This window comes from Treponema sp. UBA3813 (assembly GCA_002368605.1).
Lineage (GTDB): Bacteria > Spirochaetota > Spirochaetia > Treponematales > Treponemataceae > Treponema_D.
This window is the reverse complement of record DFEB01000033.1, coordinates 48,503-66,006: the sequence shown is the minus strand read 5'-3', so window position 1 is coordinate 66,006 and position 17,504 is coordinate 48,503. Positions and strand designations below refer to the sequence as shown.

General features: G+C 45.6%; 18 protein-coding genes and 1 tRNA gene. 3 read left to right on the top strand and 16 right to left on the bottom strand.

Translation table 11 applies throughout. From position 1 onward, the window contains the following. Positions 1-18 precede the first annotated feature (18 nt). Positions 19-2,187 (bottom strand): DUF4954 family protein, encoded by a 2,169-nt coding sequence (locus B2089_RS05905; RefSeq protein ID WP_296325429.1) that lies wholly within the window; start codon positions 2,185-2,187, stop codon positions 19-21. 130 nt (positions 2,188-2,317) lie between these two features. Here B2089_RS05905 and B2089_RS05900 point away from each other — a divergent pair, with 130 nt between their 5' ends. Continuing rightward, entirely contained in the window at positions 2,318-3,187 is an 870-nt protein-coding gene (locus B2089_RS05900) for a DNA recombination protein RmuC (protein WP_296325426.1), read from the top strand. Here the strand turns inward: B2089_RS05900 and B2089_RS05895 are convergent. From B2089_RS05895 to prs, 4 genes are all read right to left on the bottom strand, one after another. Then, a tRNA-Arg gene (locus tag B2089_RS05895) sits at positions 3,185-3,258 on the bottom strand. The two genes, B2089_RS05900 and B2089_RS05895, sit on opposite strands and share 3 nt — an antisense overlap. A gap of 122 nt (positions 3,259-3,380) precedes the next feature. Next, positions 3,381-4,043: an HAD family hydrolase gene (locus B2089_RS05890; RefSeq protein WP_296325423.1), complete on the bottom strand. Its 663-nt coding sequence runs from the start codon at positions 4,041-4,043 to the stop codon at positions 3,381-3,383. A gap of 1 nt (position 4,044) precedes the next feature. Beyond that, the gene (locus tag B2089_RS05885) at positions 4,045-5,163 is read right to left on the bottom strand and encodes a hypothetical protein (protein WP_296325418.1); all 1,119 of its coding nucleotides are present in this window, start codon (positions 5,161-5,163) and stop codon (positions 4,045-4,047) included. Further along, positions 5,156-6,439, bottom strand: a complete 1,284-nt coding sequence (gene prs / locus B2089_RS05880; protein WP_296325415.1) for a ribose-phosphate diphosphokinase — start codon at positions 6,437-6,439, stop codon at positions 5,156-5,158. The genes B2089_RS05885 and prs overlap by 8 nt, the downstream gene beginning before the upstream one ends. Positions 6,440-6,590: 151 nt before the next feature. On the opposite strand from prs, the gene B2089_RS05875 reads away from it, so the two are divergent. After that, on the top strand, positions 6,591-7,511 hold the full coding sequence (locus tag B2089_RS05875; RefSeq protein ID WP_296325412.1) for an MBL fold metallo-hydrolase: 921 nt from the start codon (positions 6,591-6,593) through the stop codon (positions 7,509-7,511). 99 nt (positions 7,512-7,610) lie between these two features. Then, positions 7,611-7,847, top strand: a complete 237-nt coding sequence (gene rpmB, locus B2089_RS05870; RefSeq protein ID WP_296325409.1) for a 50S ribosomal protein L28 — start codon at positions 7,611-7,613, stop codon at positions 7,845-7,847. Positions 7,848-7,898: 51 nt separating this feature from the next. On the opposite strand, the gene B2089_RS05865 is transcribed toward rpmB, so the two are convergent. The 11 genes from B2089_RS05865 to B2089_RS05815 form a co-directional block, all read right to left on the bottom strand. Then, positions 7,899-8,297, bottom strand: coding sequence for a hypothetical protein (locus tag B2089_RS05865; RefSeq protein WP_296325406.1), 399 nt, complete (start codon positions 8,295-8,297; stop codon positions 7,899-7,901). A 23-nt stretch (positions 8,298-8,320) separates the two neighbouring features. Continuing rightward, positions 8,321-8,776, bottom strand: coding sequence for an ASCH domain-containing protein (locus B2089_RS05860; protein ID WP_296325403.1), 456 nt, complete (start codon positions 8,774-8,776; stop codon positions 8,321-8,323). Then, positions 8,776-9,081: a hypothetical protein gene (locus B2089_RS05855; protein ID WP_296325401.1), complete on the bottom strand. Its 306-nt coding sequence runs from the start codon at positions 9,079-9,081 to the stop codon at positions 8,776-8,778. The genes B2089_RS05860 and B2089_RS05855 overlap by 1 nt, the downstream gene beginning before the upstream one ends. After that, a complete protein-coding gene (locus B2089_RS05850) occupies positions 9,074-9,886 on the bottom strand; it encodes a hypothetical protein (RefSeq protein ID WP_296325399.1) in 813 nt (270 codons plus the stop codon). Before B2089_RS05850 ends, B2089_RS05855 begins: the two co-directional genes overlap by 8 nt. A 9-nt stretch (positions 9,887-9,895) precedes the next feature. Continuing rightward, positions 9,896-10,318, bottom strand: a complete 423-nt coding sequence (locus B2089_RS05845) for a hypothetical protein (RefSeq protein WP_296325396.1) — start codon at positions 10,316-10,318, stop codon at positions 9,896-9,898. 19 nt (positions 10,319-10,337) lie between these two features. Then, complete coding sequence (gene gatB / locus B2089_RS05840; protein ID WP_296325393.1) at positions 10,338-11,873, bottom strand: Asp-tRNA(Asn)/Glu-tRNA(Gln) amidotransferase subunit GatB; 1,536 nt, start codon at positions 11,871-11,873, stop codon at positions 10,338-10,340. Then, a complete protein-coding gene (gene gatA, locus B2089_RS05835; RefSeq protein WP_296325390.1) occupies positions 11,873-13,372 on the bottom strand; it encodes an Asp-tRNA(Asn)/Glu-tRNA(Gln) amidotransferase subunit GatA in 1,500 nt (499 codons plus the stop codon). Before gatA ends, gatB begins: the two co-directional genes overlap by 1 nt. Next, entirely contained in the window at positions 13,372-13,680 is a 309-nt protein-coding gene (gatC, locus tag B2089_RS05830; protein ID WP_296325386.1) for an Asp-tRNA(Asn)/Glu-tRNA(Gln) amidotransferase subunit GatC, read from the bottom strand. Before gatC ends, gatA begins: the two co-directional genes overlap by 1 nt. Positions 13,681-13,767: 87 nt before the next feature. Continuing rightward, on the bottom strand, positions 13,768-14,625 hold the full coding sequence (locus tag B2089_RS05825; protein ID WP_296325383.1) for a hypothetical protein: 858 nt from the start codon (positions 14,623-14,625) through the stop codon (positions 13,768-13,770). 41 nt (positions 14,626-14,666) lie between these two features. Continuing rightward, the gene (locus B2089_RS05820; protein ID WP_296325380.1) at positions 14,667-17,066 is read right to left on the bottom strand and encodes an ATP-dependent helicase; all 2,400 of its coding nucleotides are present in this window, start codon (positions 17,064-17,066) and stop codon (positions 14,667-14,669) included. 9 nt (positions 17,067-17,075) lie between these two features. Further along, on the bottom strand, positions 17,076-17,501 hold the full coding sequence (locus tag B2089_RS05815) for a protease inhibitor I42 family protein (RefSeq protein WP_296325377.1): 426 nt from the start codon (positions 17,499-17,501) through the stop codon (positions 17,076-17,078). Between the last annotated feature and the right edge of the window lie 3 nt (positions 17,502-17,504).

Sequence of the window (17,504 nt, the reverse complement as noted above, 5' to 3'; positions counted from 1 at the left end):
CTATTTGTTTCTTGGAATTTACAGAGATGTAAGCTCTGTAAATAAAGACCTTACCTTCTTCTCAAAAACAGATGTACTTTCTTTCATCTCAAGGATAAATTCGTTGTCAGTGATGCCGCCAAGAACGGCGTCCATCTCCCTGGCATTTCTGAAAGTATTCATTCTGAATTCATCATCAAAGTCCTTCATGCGGGAAATAAGGGTTGCATTATACATATCCTGATTTGCGAAAAGGACATCCTCAATGATTCCGTCAAAAATCCTGCGGTTAAAGTCCGAAATTGGGCGAGAATAAAGTTTTTCAAGCAGATTCAGGGCATAAGCGACTTTAAAATCCTCATACAGCTCCTGACATCCATCGTAATAATCGTGAACTTTTTCCCAGGTGTCTGCCGTCTGCTCTTTTATAAGCTCAAACAGCTGGGAAAGCCGAAGTTCGGGAATAATCTGACCGCCCACATTTACCCATTCAGAGAAAAGAGGCATTTTTGAAATCTTAAAGATATCCTCGCTTGAAAGCCGCTCTTTTCCGTTGCGGTCACAATAATCGCAGAGAGTACGCACTGCAAAATATTTTACGATTCTCCGGTAGGCTTTGTAGGCCTTAACTGGCTTGATGACGATTGCACCGTATTTTTTCTGAGCGTCTTTATCAAACAAACCGAATTCAGCATTTGGATTTTTGTGAAGATAATCCTTAGCAACCTGATACAAATCTTCCTTCGTTTTTGCGGCAAGAGCTTCCTTGTTTTTTTCTGAAATAAGATATGTTGCCGTCAGTTCGATGATTTTTCGCAAAGCCCCCTCAACTTCCTGAATCGTGTCAGGAGCCAGAGGATCGGTCTCGATATTCTGAATTTTTATGATTCGCTTGTCCCGCTTCTCAAACTTTGCCTTGTTTCGCGCGACCGCATACATATTGTACATGAAGGCGTAAGCCGGGATAATCGTAATCGGCTCACAAGGTCCGTTACTGGCAACCAGTGAAAATGGGAATGTTATGTTCAGTTCGTGCTGGTAGCTTCCTTTTGAGATAAGGGTAAAACTTGCAAAGCGGGAATTGTGCTTAAAATCAGAGCAAAGCCCCGGCCAGAAGCCACGCCCTGCATACATTTCTCCGTCTGCCGCGCGGGAATTGTGGTTTGAGCCAATAGTTGCTCCAGAAGCGATGTTGCTTTGACCGCCAACAGTTGAAGCAATAAGGAATGAAGAATTGTGATGCTGCTCGTGGAAGGGAAAAATAAGATTGTTGAGGATTTCGCAGCAGGAGACAGTAGAATTGTCGCCCAGAATTGAATTGAGAAGCCGCGCACCGTATTTGAGCTGGCAATTTCGCCCGATGACAAAACGCACTGCCACCGCCTGATAGAAAACCCGCGAACCGTACCCCAAAATACCGTTCACCAATTCAACGCCCTCACCAATCTGGCTGGCCTCAGCTTCACTTGAAAGCACTGTGATGTTCTTGAGTTTGAAAGCTCCTTTAATGTAGGCATTGCCACCGATTTTGGCGTCTTTTAAGAGAGTTGTGTTTTTGATGACCACATCATCGCCTGTGAGACCGAAAGTGTTGAGTTTCTTTGAAAATTGATTTTCGGTCATCTCCAAAAGCCGACGCTGCAAAAGAAAATCGTCCCGGTATTTTGACCATATATAGGCATCAGCCGGAATCATATTCTCAAAGGCAAGCACCCTTCGGCCATCATTTTCGTTTCCTATGCCAATCCAGACCCTGTTAGACTCAGGCTCCCCTTCTTTTAGAACGCCGTTTCCAAATTTGGAGTGGTTGGTACAGGACATTTCCTGAATATTGAAGAGAATGTTTCGCTTTCCGATTTTGTAATTTGAGAGGTAATGCACATTTCGGACGACACAATCATCGCCAATCACGACATTTTCAAGATAAGAATCATACAAGCCTTCACAGAGAGCTAAATCGTGATATTTGAGAGTTGAAGCAGAAAGTTTTCCTATTACAAGGAATCCGTAAATCTCGCAGCCAGAAACAAGGGCTGGATCAAAAGATTCTTTGCTGACCCAGACATTCTTCCATGTTAAATCAGAATTTTTATTAGTCTTTTTAAGAAGGGAAATTTCGCTGGAAGTGAGCTGCCGCTTTCCGGCAAGAAAATCCGAATAAAACTGCGGCAAAACCGACGCATTCTGAACTGTGCTAACCTGTACCATTCAGCCATTATAAAATGAAAACAGAAAATTGAAAATGGATAATCGGACATTCTGAAAAAAAACATTCTCCTTCTAATCTATCCTCTATCCCCTTATTACTTTCCTATCTTTTTTATGCTAAAATCTTTTCATGAATTTTCCTTTGACTTATGTAATAATCGCCTGTCTGGCATTTTTTTCTCTCCTTCTTTTGATTCTGCTGATTCACGCCCTCGCCTCCCGCAAAAACTCGGATTTTTCTGAGCTTACGCAAAAACTCGCATCCCTGGAAAGCACAACCCTTCAAATTCAGGAAATCGGCAAGGAAGTCTCTTCCCTCAAAATGATTCTCCACGCGCCCAAACTCCGGGGAAATTTCGGTGAATATCTTCTATATAATTTACTAAAAGACACTCTTCCGCCAAAAAATTATCAGGAACAATTTCAATTCTCTGACGGAGCCACAGTTGACGCCATAATCCGGCTGGGAAAGCACATTATCCCGGTGGACTCAAAATTCCCGCTGGAAAGCTTTGAGCGCTATCTTTCATCAAAAGACGCTGACGGCAAAAAAAAGGCAAAATCAGAATTCATAAAAAGCGTCAAAGCCAGAATCGACGAAATCTCAAAGAAATATATCCACCCGCAGGAAGGCACTTTCGACTTCGCCCTCATGTACATTCCTTCCGAGAGCGTCTACTACGAAATCCTCACAAAAGACAGCGCAAAGGGCTATGAGCTTTTTGACTACGCCATGAAAAGCCGGGTCATCATCGTCTCCCCCAACACTTTTTACGCCTACCTTCTTTCCATCGTCTACGGACTAAAGGGAATGAAAATCGAAGAGCAGGCCGAATCAATCATCAAGAAAATCTCAGGAATCCAGCGCGAATTCAGCAACTATAAGGAAGAACTTGCCACGCTGGGAAAGCATTTGTCAAACGCCAGCGCCAAATTCAGCGAGGTAAACGACAAGACAAAAAAAATCGGCGATCAAATAGAAAATCTGACCGCCGAATGACCCCAATGCGATTCGAACGCACGACCTTCCGCTTAGGAGGCGGATGCTCTATCCAGCTGAGCTACGGGATCAGGCTCTGAAACCGTAGCTTACCTGTTGCAACTGGAACGCACGAGCTTCCAATTAGGTAAAACGCGAAAGCGTTTTTGATGCTCTATCCAGCTGAGCTACGGGATCGAAAGGTACAAAGTGATTATAACAAAATCTCGCTAAGATTGCAAACTTCTTCGCTTCCAGAAACGAGAACGCCGCCCATGCCAAGCTCTATGGCCAACGCCAAGTCAATATCATAACGGTCGCCAATTGAAATGCAGTCTGAGTAAGAAATTTCCCCACCCAAAGCCACACTCGCAAGCTCCATCGCCTTGTCGAGAATCTTTTTTGAAGGCTTTGAGGCCATGCAAGTGTCCAGACCTACGATTTCTGGGAAAAGGTCTGAAATTCCGATGACTTCAAGGGTTTTCCGCGCCGGCTCCACAGGATTATTGGTGACGCAAATCATGTAGAATTTTTTTGAAAGTTCAGTGAGGGCTGCAATCAGTTTTTCATCCCGGCTAAGGTAATCCGCCGGATTAAAGAGCTTTTTCCGCCAATCAATGCTGGTCTCAATGGAAACACCGAAGAATTTAAAGAGATTACCCAAAGAAATTTTCTGACCATTATGCTCAGCTGCCCACTTTCTGCGGAAATCTGCAATCATGCTCCGCGCGCCGTCAGCAGAATATCCGTTCAAAGCCGCCCAATGTCGAACCTGAGAGTCAATCTGCTCGTGGGCATATTCAGGACAGGTGTAGAGGGTTGAGTCAATGTCGAAAATAAGGACTCGTGGATTTTTCGGTAAGTTGTAAGTCTGCATGTTAAGCTCCAATCAGTCCGAAGACAGCTTCAGGAACATCGTCAAAGTCCCCCAAAGCGACACGGGCAAGAATCAAGTCTCCGATAAGCTCCGCATCGGCACAGGGCATTTTCTTTATTTTAAGGCCAGTCGCAGCCTCTTTTTGGGCAATCAGCTCATCATCCAAAGCCTGCCCGCCCGTAATTGTCATATAATCCGGAAAAAACTCGCCGTTAGAAAGAGCCGCCCCCCGAAGAAGCCTGATTCCATGAGCAAGCTCATTAAAATTCCTCACAGAGGGCGCAGAGTCCACAGAGGGATTCAAAAGATAAGAAAGATTCCACAGTCCCGGAATTGCGCTGGGCAGGGTGCGTAAACCTTCTGCAAAGACCGGCTTTGTGGTGCAGAGATTCAAGCCCTCGCTGCTACCTGCCCTGTCACAGAGACGACCGGGGAAGACAGTTCCCGTGCCTAAAAGGGCTACCACGAAGTCAGGCGCGCCCGCAAAAACGAAAGTGCCTTCAAAGAGGCCTGTTGCAAGGGCGGCTTTTTCGCTTACTTTACCGACGAAGGAGCCCATTTTTTTTAATGGCGGAATTTTTTTTATGTCAGAATCTGAAAATCCGCAAGATTCAAGCTCTTCTTCCGTCCAATAGGCTGGCAAAAAGCGGTCTTCTGGGAGGATTGAAAGAGACTCGCCAGTCAACTCATGAAGCAAAAATTCAGGTGTGCCAAAAATCGCCCGGCTTTCTTTCCATTGGGCAGGATACAACTCACGGAAGCCAATAAAACGGGGAATAAAAAGAGATTTCGTCCTTTCGAGCACTTTTTTCTCTTCGACAGGAAAATCAGGAAGGGCATCGCTGTATAAAAAAGTCCTTCCATCCTCAGAAATGATTGTTGGGCCGTTTCCGCTCACGCAGATTGCCTCAATGGCAAAGTCAGGATTTTTCTCTTTAAGCTCAGAAAGGGCGGCTTTAAGGGCAGGAAGATAAAAGCGGGCAGAATTACGCTCGCCGAAAGAAGATTTGGGGAAAGCCTGACGGGAAACAAAAATCGGGAACTTCTTCAGATTGTCGGGCAGAAGAGCCGCCTTGAGAGAAGAAGTTCCAATATCAATACAAAGAATCGTATCAGTCAACTTTGTCTGACTTTTCGGCCTTGGCCGCGGCATCAGTGTCTTTTTTGATAAGTTTGTCGATAATCGTGCGGTTATCGAGGAGATCGCTCAAAGACTGGTCATGATGGATTCGCGTGATGACATTTGCGAAAAGGCCAGTGACATTGGTTGAGATGAACCATTCTTTGTCTTTAAGATTTGAGTGATAGACAGCGTTTGTACCGATTACGCGGTAGAAAAGGCCGTCCTTGTATGCCTGATCGAAAAGTTCGATTGCGTTTCCGCTGAAGAATGGGAGGGAAATTGCGGCGATGACTTTTGTGGCTCCGTTGTTGTGCAAGAATTCCATTGCTTTAAGGAGAGTGCCACCAGTACCCAACATATCATCTGCAAGGAAAGCGACTTTGCCTTTAACATCACCAAGAAGTTTGACGCTCTTGATATTGGTGTTTTTTGCGTCCTGAGTGACGACAGAATAATCCCGCTCTTTGTAAATCATTGCCAGAGGAACTTTGAGACCTGTAGCGTAGAATTTGTTGCGGTCAATGGCGCCAGTGTCTGGAGAAACGACAACCAAATCCTCTTTATTTGGGCCTGTGAGATTTACGACTTTTGCAAGCTCCCGGATAATCTGATATGAAGCGTGCAAGTTATCAAGATATGTCGTGTTGAAAGCGTTGACAATTTCGCGAGAGTGGATGTCCAAAGTGATTACTCGCGTGACATGCTTGAGCTCGTAGATGTGGCAGAGAAGAGCGGCTGTAAGGCCTTCACGGCTCTTCTTTTTGTGCTGGCGGCTGTATGGGAAAGCAGGAAGAACAAGAGTGATTGACTTTGCTCCTGCCTGCTGGACGGCATCGATTGTAACGAGAAGGGTCATAACATGGTCGTTTACAGAGAAATTGACCATGTTTTTGCCGCCGTTCATTGGAATCGGCTCGTGATTTTCGGCATCCTGGAAAATATAGATGTCCTTTCCGCGAACGCAATCAAGAAGCTCGGCCTTGACCTCGCCGTTTGCGAACCAAGTGAACTGGGTGTTGATTTTGAAAACCGGCGGACGATATTTGTCGGTCTGGCCACGAACTACCAAGTCAGAAGTGGCAAGGTCGTTTCGGAAATTGATATCCTGGACCAATTTGTCCTTTTCGAGATTGTATCGTTTTGAAATTACATCACTTTTAAGGGCAAAACGATGTTTGTACATGTGGCGCAAATGTGCGATAACTTCGTCTGCAAAAACAGCTCCACCCGGACAAGCAACAACACCAAGATTGGTCGGTTCAGAATACGGCATTTTAATCTCCAAAAAATTCGATATCTTATTTTATCTTTTTAAGGAAGTGTGGTCAATAAACAAGACCAAATACTTGAAAATATTGCACTTTATCGCGGATAGTGACGGACTTATCTTTATCTAAAGTAGAATTTTTGATAGAATGGAAAGCATGAAAATGACTTTAATGGGAACCGGAACAAGTCACGGAGTTCCAGTTATCGGCTGCACTTGCCCGGTATGCACATCTTCTGATCCTCACAACACAAGGCTTCGCTGCAGCGCCCTGGTGGAAGAGGCAAATCAGCACTTTCTCATTGATGTGGGGCCGGATTTCCGCTTTCAGGCTCTTAAATACAAAATCTGCCGCCTGGACGCCGTTTTCATCACTCATTCCCATGCAGACCACCTTCACGGAATTGATGATTTGCGCATTTTCAGCCACAAAAATTCCTTCGCCATGAGCCGTGACCGCGTAATTGCCGAAAAATATCCCGAAACCAGCGGGGAAGGCCTGCCAGTCTACACCAGCGAGCGTACAAAAGGCTACATTCACCAGCGATTCCCCTACATTTTCGTAGATCATGATAAAGGAGGCGGAATTCCAAAGCTCCACCTCATTCCAATCGACCAGAATACCAGTGAAAATCCTCTTTTACTCGGTGAGGAAAAAAAAATCCAGATCGTGCAAATTCCCATGCTGCACGGAAACCATCACACCAACGGTTATGTTTTCAGCCACGGCGCAAAGGATCAAAAAAAAGGAATCGCCTACCTCACCGACTGCAATTTCATCAGCGACCAGTCAATTTCTGAAGTCATAAAAGCCGGCGGTCAGATTGAGCACCTTGTAATCGACGCATTAAGGGAAAAAGAGCACTCAAGCCACTGTAATTTTTTGCAGGCTCTGGCCTATGCCGAGAGAATCGGAGCAAAGCACACCTGGTTCACCCATATCACCCACGATATGAGCCACGAGCAGATTCAAAATTACATAAATGAAAAGCTCCCTGATTTTCCCCGCCTCAGCAAAATCGTCAGCGAAGGCGGAAGCGTCTCCCCTGCCTATGACGGCCTTGTCCTTGAAGCATAAAAATTCACGGATTTTGGTTCTTTCATATTGACAGTATAGAGCGTTTTTCATATACTATTTGAACTTAATTTGTATTCAATTTTTAGGTAGGTATAAATCATGTCTAGAGTTTGTGATATCTGCGGAAAAGGTTCTCAGTCTGGTAACAGAGTTAGTAAATCATACAACCACACACGCCACACTTGGAGACCAAACATCATCAAGGTAAAGACAGAAGATTTCGGAAGAACAGAAACATTGAATGTCTGCACACGCTGCTACCGCTCAGGTTTCGTTACAAAGAAAATCACAGTCGTTCCTGCAAACGCTGGCGCTCCAAAAGCAGCTGCCAACTAATTCAATTTTTACAGTTGAATGAACCCACCGTAAAGCACGGTGGGATTTTTTTTAGTCTCGTGTTACCAAAAGGGCGCACAAAATGATTACATGCATTGCAAAGTCGTAGAACCATGAGAGGAAATTGTTGAAATTTCCGTGGATGAAATCTGCGAGGACGATTGCAATTGCCCAGACGATTACGATAATCAGCTTGAGGATTGTGCCAAGAGAACCTACCCGGTCACCAATGAAGAGCTGGAGAATAATGAAAATTCCCGAAAGCAATTCAATTACGCCGAAAACAATCCCCATAATCTTTGCGAAATCACCGCTGAAGATACTTTTGATTGCCTTGCAGCCGAAGTCTCCGCCACCCTGCAAAGCCCAGATTCCGCCGATAGCAAGAAGCGCGCCAACAGCGATGTTGAGGATAAGCCAGAAAAGACTTATCTGAGATTTTTTAGCCATTTTAAGACCTCCTTTTATGGCAATTATTTTCTATATATTACGCGGAAAATCTCACAGACGATTTTGCTGTCTTCGCGGACTTCAAATCCACACAAATCAGCCTCGTCTTCCAAGAATTCCCGCATTTTATCCTGCCAGTCAGAAAGATTTTCGTTCTCGCCGTCACGGGCCGCCAAATCCCAGGGAATTTCGTTGAAAGGAATCACGGTCACATTGGTCACTTCAAGGATTGCTACCGGCTCTTCTTCTGAATCAAGGACGACATACACTTCACCTGCCACAGGTATTGTCTCACGGTTAATCTCAAAAGAATCAAAGGGCGTAAAGGTGGCGGTTTTTGCCCCAGAAAGGACAAGGGAAAGCTGAGTCTTCCCGGTAAAGCCCGAATCCTCAAAAACAAGCTCGCCGGAATAAACTGCATTTTCTGTCTTTTGATTAGTCGCTTTTAAATAGGATTTCCAGAATTCTGCCGTCGTCATTATTTTCTCCCGCTTTTTGAAAGCATGATGATAAAAGCTATAATCACGAAAAGGCTTGGCACCACCGAGAGGACAAGCTGAACCAGGGGAATTTCATTTCCAAAAATTGAGATTTCCTTTGCCGTCACGAAGCCAAGTTTTAAGAGCAGGTCGAAGACGATGGCCGAATAGCCGGTGACCGCCGCAAAAACGAGGAACATCCATGAAAAATCTCGCGTCTTGCTCCAAAGCATAATGGCCAAAAAAGCGATGATTCCGCCGAGAAAGAGTTTTATTGTAAAAAAGATGATTTCAGTCTCAGTCATAGATGAATGGATTCTTCTGAAGTTTAGAGAAAACGCCTTTGTCAGAGCCAAAAGGAACTATTGAAGGCTGGTGATAATCCGGAGAAATAACCATAGCGCAATCGAGGCAATGACGGACAAAATCAGCGTATTTTTCTTCCGGGACTTTGGGGAAGAGATATGGCCCCTTGCGTTCCCAGTATTTTGTGATAATCTGGTCGTAAATAAACCAGTGCTTTTCTTCCCGCTCCTGCAAGGCCTTGATTAAGTCGTAAATTGAGCGGGTGACAGCAGCGCACAAGGCTGAGGGAAGAAAAGACTCGCCCTTAAAATAATGGCTCTCAGATGAAAGAATCTCGCTTTTTACCGCAAGAATGAAAATATCACTGGCCCAGGGAAGGCTTGGCGCAAAAACGATGCAATTTACCCCCCGCCAGTCCACGCTCACGGGATTCCATGGCCGCCAGACGCTGGTGCTTTCTGCAGAAAGAGAAATTGCCGCTTCCAAAGCCGCCTGCTTGCCAGAGAAAGTGAATGCTTTTCGCTCATCGCCAAAAAGAGCGGAAATAGCGCGGTCAAGTGGGCTTTTTTCCCTGCCACAAGGAGAAGAAAAATCAGTAAAATAGCTGCCTAGAGCACCCCTCTCAAGGACATTCTTGAAAATCGTGAAGACAGAGCCGCCCCAGCCCAAGATTGCCCTGCCCTCTTCCTGATACAAGTCTGTGAGCCGGACACCTTTTGCCGTATAGAGAAAACACTTCCGGGCGCGTTTTACCGTGCCGAAGCGAGAGAAAATTTCTTGAGAAATATTCAACGGCTCTGACATTCTTATATTCTAAAACAAGTCTGTAAGCGTATCGTTGAAAGAAAATCCAACTACAGTCCATCCCTTTTCAGCACGATAAAGAACAGTCCTGAAGATAAGAGGATAATTTTCAAAACGAACGATATGAACCAATTGAACAAGAGATTCGCCAGCTTTTTTTGAAGAGAGAAAATCAACCGAAAGTTTTTTTCCATAAACTTGCTCAATCAGAGTCCACTGCTGGGAAGCCTGCACAACAAGATTATCCATTGTAGCCGAATTGATAAAAGAATACTCCTTTAATCTATCGACAGATTCTTGAAATTTTTTTTCAGTAAAATCTTCGACAATGCCAGCAACAAAAGACTCAGCCTTTTTCTGAGATTCAAACTCTTTCGCAAAAAGTGTTGTAAAAGAAAAGAACATGATAAAAATTGAAACAAGTTTCTTCATAAAAATCTCCTAAAAATCATTACAGCTTTGCAAGTTTTTCTGTAACAAGTTTTGTTGCCACGCCTGGGTTTGCCTTGCCTTTAGAAGCCTTCATAACCTGCCCCATGAGCCAGCCCACAACATTGGTCTTTCCGCCCTTAAAGTCGGAGACAGCCTTTGGATTATCGGCGATGACCTGATCGACGATTTTTTCGATTTCGCCAGAGTCAGAAACGCTTTCCATGCCCTCGTCCTTGATGATTTGGGCCGGCATTTTGCCGCTTTCAAGCATTTTTGCAAAAACGGTTTTGCCCTGTGCCGAAGTGATTTTTTTGTCAGCGATGGCGTTTACCAGCTCAGTGATGTGAGCCGGCTTGATGTTCACTTCGCCAATGGTAATGTTCTTTTCGTTAAGGACAGCAAGGAGCTCCGCAAGAATCCAGTTGGCGACTTTTTTAACATCTTTTGCACCCTTAGCCGCTTCCTCAAACCAAAGGGAAAGCTCACGGGTGCTGGTCAAAGTCTCAACATCGAAATCAGAAAGACCGTAATCCTTCTTTAAGCGCCTTCGTTTTGCCTCAGGAAGCTCGCCTACTTTTGAACCGGCACGGCTAATCAGCTCGTCGCTTACGCTGAAAGGCTTGATGTCTGGCTCAACCACAAAGCGGTAATCCACGAAAGAGTTTTTGGTACGCTGAACCACAGTCTGGCCTTTTGCCTCGTCCCAGCCCATAGTCACTTTGAATCCCGCGTTGAATTCCTGACGGTCATTCTGGAATTCCTCAAGCTGCCTCTTTGCCTCGTAAGTGCAGGCCTCGCGGATTGCCTTGAAGCTGTTCAAGTTCTTGATTTCAGAAATCGGCGTGTGATAAAGCTTTCCGTCTTCCCACACATTGAGGTTGATGTTTGCGTCACAGCGCATGTTTCCTTCCTCAAGGTTTCCGGCAGTGACTTTTACATAGCGGAGGATTTCCTGAACCGTCTGCATGAAAAGAGCGGCCTCGTCAGGGCTTGACATATCAGGCTTGGTGACAATCTCAATCAAGGGAGTGCCAGAGCGGTTATAGTCGATGTATGAGTGGGCCCCCTGCAAGTGGAGAGACTTACCTACGTCTTCCTCAAGATGGATTCGCTCGATTCTGACCCGGCGGTATTTGCCGTCGATAATGCAGTTTTCGCCCTTAAAGTTTACAGGCCGGTGTTTTGCGCCACCAACCTGCTCGTCTTTCGGGAAGTGAGAAAGCGGCAAATCAACGAAACCGTCAGTACACAAAGGAATATCGTACTGGGTAATCTGATAGCCCTTGGTAAGATCCGGATAAAAATAATGCTTGCGGTCAAATTTAGTAAAGTGAGCGATATTGCAGTTCAAAGCCAGGCCAGCTACCGCCCCCAGCTCCACATAGCCCTTGGAAATGCGGGGCATTGCGCCAGGCAAGCCCAAACAGACAGGGCAAACGCGGGTGTTCGGCATGCCGCCATAGCGGTTCTCACAGGCACAGAAAGCCTTAGTTTTAGTCAAAAGCTGGGTGTGAATCTCACAGCCGATTACGATTTCGTATTTATCGATAGCCATTACTTGCCCTCCTTAACAGGAATTCCGCATCCCTTATGCTCTTCTTCCCAGGCTTGCGCCAGCTGCAAAATCTTTGCTTCGCTGAACATTTTGCCTGCGAACTGGATGCCTATAGGAAGACCGTCTTTGCTTACTCCCGCCGGAACCGAAATTGACGGAATACGGGCAAGGTTTACGAATACGGTGTAAAGGTCGCTCAAATACATCGCCAGAGGATCGTCGTATTTTTCGCCCAACTTGAAGGCTGGGGTGGGGCAAACCGGGCAGAGAATGATGTCGTAGTTTTCAAACAAAGCGGCAACTTCCCGCTGAATGCGGGCACGGACTGACATACCTTTCTTGTATGTGTCGCCAGAGAACTGCTCTGAAAGCACATAGTTTCCAATGATGATTCGGCGCTTTACCTCAGGACCAAAGCCTTCGCTGCGGGTGTCAACATAGAGCTGATCGTAGCCCGCACCGTTATCGACGCGGTGTCCGTAGCGGATGCCGTCAAAGCGGGAAAGGTTTGATGCAGCCTCAGAAAGGGCGATGACATAATATGCGGCGATTGACGCGTCCAAAACAGGAAGGTCAACGCTGTCAATTTTTGCTCCCTTGCCTGAGAACCATTTTTTTGTGTCATCGAAGACTTTCTTTACATCGCCATCAAGGCCTTTTGCCTCCTCGAACTGCTTGGGAACGGCAATTTTAAGGGAAGAAAAATCCTTGTATGCGCTGAGATTTGCCAGTTTGTCTGAATCTGGAAGATCCGCGCTGGTGTCATCGTAAAAATCCACTCCGCTCATAAGAGAGAGAGGAAGGGCGATGTCTTCAGGCGTGTGGCCGAGGATGCCCACTTGATCAAGAGAAGAGCCGTAAGCCACAACTCCCCAACGAGAAAGAACGCCGTAAGTGGGCTTTAAGCCGTAAATGCCGCAATAGCTTGCGGGCAGACGGACAGAACCGCCGGTTTCCGTGCCCAAGCCGAAAAGTGCCTGATTTGCGGCAACGGCTGCCGTAGAACCGCCAGATGAACCGCCTGAAACATAGTCGCGGTTAATGGGATTGCGAGTCGGGCCGTAAATTGAATATTCAGTTGAAGAGCCCATAGCGAACTCGTCCTGATTGCAGCGACCAAGGGGAATCGCTCCCTTTTCAACGAGGCGGGCAACGACCGTGGCATTGTAGGGAGCCACATAGCCTTCAAGAATCTTTGAGGAACAAGTGAGGCGGTGCCCCTTGCTTGAAATATTGTCTTTGTTTGCGAAAGGCACGCCAAGGAGCGGCTTTTCTGCAAAGAGTTTGTCGATTGTGCCATTTGTGCGGGCAGCGGAAATCTCTGCGTCAGCGGCTTTTGCGGCTTCCAAAGCATCATCGTAGATTTCCAAAAAGGCATTCAGCGGTTTTTCTGATTTCTGGTCGGCAGTAAAGGTGTCGATGGAAGAGCGAACCAGTTTTTCGCTTGTCGTTTCGCCAGATTTCAAGGCGGCGACCGTTTCTTTTATCGTATAGTACATTATGCGCCCTCTCCAAGAACTTTCGGAACCTGGAAGTATCCGTCCATGAATTTGTCGGTGATTTTTTTGACATCAGGGATATCAAGTCCTGCAACAATTTCGTCCTCGCGAAGAGCCTCGGCTTTTGTCGAAGGATATGCGTCGTAGGGATTTTCTGAGTCGTCGTATTTTGAAAGGATGTCGAAGTAGCCGACTATTTCATCGACCTGCTTTTTCAGCGTCGCCATGTCCGTGCTTGAAGGAGACAGGCGGGAAAGATACAAAAGATTTTCCAGTGTTGTTTCGTCAACGGTTTTATGTGTAGCCATAGCGAATATTTTAGCGAAAAAAGAGTTTTTGTGGAATATGCTCACGGATTTTGAAAATCACTTAGATTTTTAGTTTTCAATTTTCTATTACTTGTCTTCCTCATCCTTTTCGTCTTCGGCCATTTCCTCATCTATACCAGAGCGATTTCGCAAATACTGAAAATAGGAATAGCCCTTTTCGTTACACCGGGCAATTAAATCCAAGTCCTTGCGACCAAGATCAAGGGCAATCGCTTTTTCAAGATATTCTTTTGCTGTCTCTTTATTTTTGTTTTCGTAATTGATTTGCGACATGGAAATGTAGGCAAGATATTTTTCACCGTCAATTTCAGCACAGGCTTCTGCTGACTCATAATGTTTCTGCGCTTTTTTCAAACCGCCCCCAAAAAGCCGCGGCGCATAAAAACACCAGTTTCCGAGACAAACATAAGATGATGCGCGATTTTTATTGATTTCAATGGCTTTTTCGTAATAACCTTTGACCTTCATGCCGTAAAAAAAAGTCGCCGCCACAGAACGAGTCATATAATAAGAAGTGACATCCGCCGTAAACTGGTAAAGCCATTCGCTTATGTTTTTTTCCTTATGATTGTCGATGCAGGTCATATTTTTTTTCATTTGATTTTTCATCTGTCTGCGAAGTTCCTTCTGGTTTCCACTGGCAGTAAGGGAATGTTCGTAAAATTCCGTAAGATACAAACTCTCAAGGATACATTCTTCCTGCTCAAAATCAAGAGCATGTTTTGGAAGCTCTGCAAGCGCCTCTTCTTTCATTTTTAGAATGGTATCATAGGCAATATCATCTTTTACGCTCTTAAGCACGACACGGTAAGTAACAAATTCCTCGACTTTATCCGTCGTATAATCAGAAATCACATTTTCAGCAGACAAAAGCCCGCCAAAAAGAGAAAAAATCAAAATAAAAGAAAAAATCCGCTCTTTCATATTAAGTAAAACATTATAACAAGAAGAAAGTAACAATCAACTCAGTCTTTAACGATCATCAGGCTTGATTCCTGATACTTTGGCAAAAACCGTTTGATTCCGCTGTTCTCAAAAGACACCGTGATTGCGTATTCTCCATCGTCATTGACGGCCGTGTTGGCGATAATGCCGTAGCCGTAATCGTCGTGGTAGATTTTCGCACCCCGATGGTATTTTTTCTGAATCTCGTCAGTGCCGAAATCAGGGTGGCTCAAGCCCCGCTCGCCGTAATCCCCCTGATAAAAGCTGCTGCCCCGGTATCTTGACGGAAGCTGACCGATTGCCTTTATGCCTTCCGTTCCCATTTCAAGCAAAAAAGGACTGCATTTCATGTACTCGATGTGGCCGTACATGCGTCGGACGGCGCAAGATGTCAGGTAAAGCTCGTTTTTTGCCCGCGTGATTCCCACATAACACAAGCGGCGCTCTTCTTCCATTTCTTCTTCGTCGTCGCCGTTGCGGGGGAAAACTCCCTCTTCCATGCCGGTCATAACCACCCGGTTGAATTCCAAGCCCTTGGTGTTGTGCAATGTGATTAAAGTGACGGCGTCTTCCGCCACATCCTCGTCTTGATTTGAAAGGGTGCGGTCAAGCTGGATGTTGTCAAGAAAATCCAAAAGTCCCTGCCGGGCAAGAGGATATGGAACGGCGGAGTTTGCAAGCTCTTGAATGTTTTCCACGCGGAAAGTGTGCTCTTCTTTATCGCGGTCCTCGTAATACTGGGCAAGGCCAGATTTTTTTGCAATCGCTTCGATTAATTCCGCCAGCGTTTTTTTGCTCTCCCGCTTTTTAAGCTCCTCTGAAGAAAGATTTGCGCCATCAGAAAGGACTTGGCTTGCCAACTCCCCTCCCGCCGTGGTGTCTTCCTCAAAAAGAGATTCGATTTCCTCGATTAATTCGGCAAATTTTGCCACCTCAGACTTGCTCTTTCCCGAAAGACGGCTAGTCATGTAGCGGCAGGCTGCGATGATGTCATTCTTCTCAAAATTTTGAATCTCCGCGCCGTTTTCGTTTGTCACTTGCCATTCATTTTGGGCACAGGCGACGATAGAGTCCTGTGTCTTGTTTCCGATTCCCCTTGCAGGCTTATTTATGATTCTGTGAAAGGCGATTTCGTTTTTGTGATTCGCGAGCAATTCCAGCCAGGCAACGATATCCTTGACTTCTTCCCTCTCAAAGAATTTAAGGGAGCCGACAATTATGTATGGGATTTTTTTTCGCACGAACTCGCTCTCAAACCCCATGGACTGGGCATTAGTTCTATATAATATCGCCCATTCTGAATAAGGAACTCCCATCGTATGAGTCTTCTGAACTAAATCAGCGCAGAAATGAACCTCATCGTCCTGATTAGGCAAAAAAGCCAGCACGGGAGTCTTTCCGCTTCCCCGCTCAGCCCGGAGAGTTTTTCCGAGACGGCCGGAATTATTCTTAATCACATTATCTGCCAGGGAAAGAATTTCCTGAGTTGAGCGGTAATTGCTTTCAAGACGGACGATTTTCGTTCCCTCAAAGATTTTCGGGAAATTCAGGATATTCTGAATCTCCGCCCCACGGAATTTGTAAATGGACTGGTCATCATCACCGACGACACAGACATAAGTTCCGCTGCCATCGTTTAAGCCGGAAAGAGCCTCCAGCAATTTGAACTGGGCTACATTGGAGTCCTGATACTCGTCCACCATAATCACCCGGAAACGACGGTACATTTTTTCACGGAGAGAGGCATTTCGGGTAAGGGCCAGATAGGGAAGCAAAATCAAATCGCCGAAATCCACATTTCCAGTGGCGCGGAGACGCTTTTCGTAAGCGGCGTACATTTCGGCAAAATCAGTTGGATTTAAAAACTCATCACGGGTCAAAAGCTCAGGGGAATCCGGCAGGAGACAGTAATCTTTTGCAAGGGAAATCTTCCGCGCATAGGTCGCCGCTTCTTTTTTTGTCAGTTTAGGCTCGACTTTCTGAATCAGGGAGACAACATCTTCATCATCGTAAACGGTGAAATTCGGGCTGAAGCCAAGGTCGCCTCCCGCATCATCGGCATAGACCCGCAAAAACCAGGCTCCGAAGGAGTGAAAAGTTTTGATTTGAGAATATTCGGCCCGGCTTTCAAGGTCAATGGCACGCTCATGCATCTCAGCGGCTGCCTTTTTAGTGAATGTGACCGCAAGAATCGAATGGGGATTTACGCCCTTTTCGCCAATCAGGTAGGCGATTTTTGTCGTAATGACACGGGTTTTTCCAGAGCCAGCCCCGGCCAGAATCAAAAGGGGACTTCCTTCATGGACTACGGCTTCGTACTGCTCAGGATTTAAAACCGAGAGATATTCTTTTGCGTGCTCGGAAAGCTCGCCCGTCTGAGAATCTGTGATACCAGAAAGAATTTCGTCCTCGATTGCCATTTAAAATATTTACTCAGCGGAAAGAAGCTTGAGTCCAGTTGAAAGATTGGAATCAACTGTAACTTCATACACTCGCTTTTGGCTTGGACTAGCATTTGCTCGCGCATAGGTGAAAACGACTTGAGTTCTACCTTCTTTTTTACCTTGCAGAATAAAAGTATGGATTCCGCCGGCTCCAACCCGCTCAGAACCAGAATTATTCTGAACAAAATTGTCAGAAACCGAAGCAACAATTGATTTGTCTTCGATATTGTATGTCCATGAATAACCAGTGCTAGGATTTGAGTCTAAAATAATAAAGATATTTGAACCGTCACTTGTTCCAGAACTTGCGGAGCCTTCAGCAACAGCCGTTGAAGTCGAACCACATGAAATAAAGCCCGCAGAGAGCAAAGCGATAGCAAAAAAAGTAGAAATAAGATGTAATTTTTTCATACT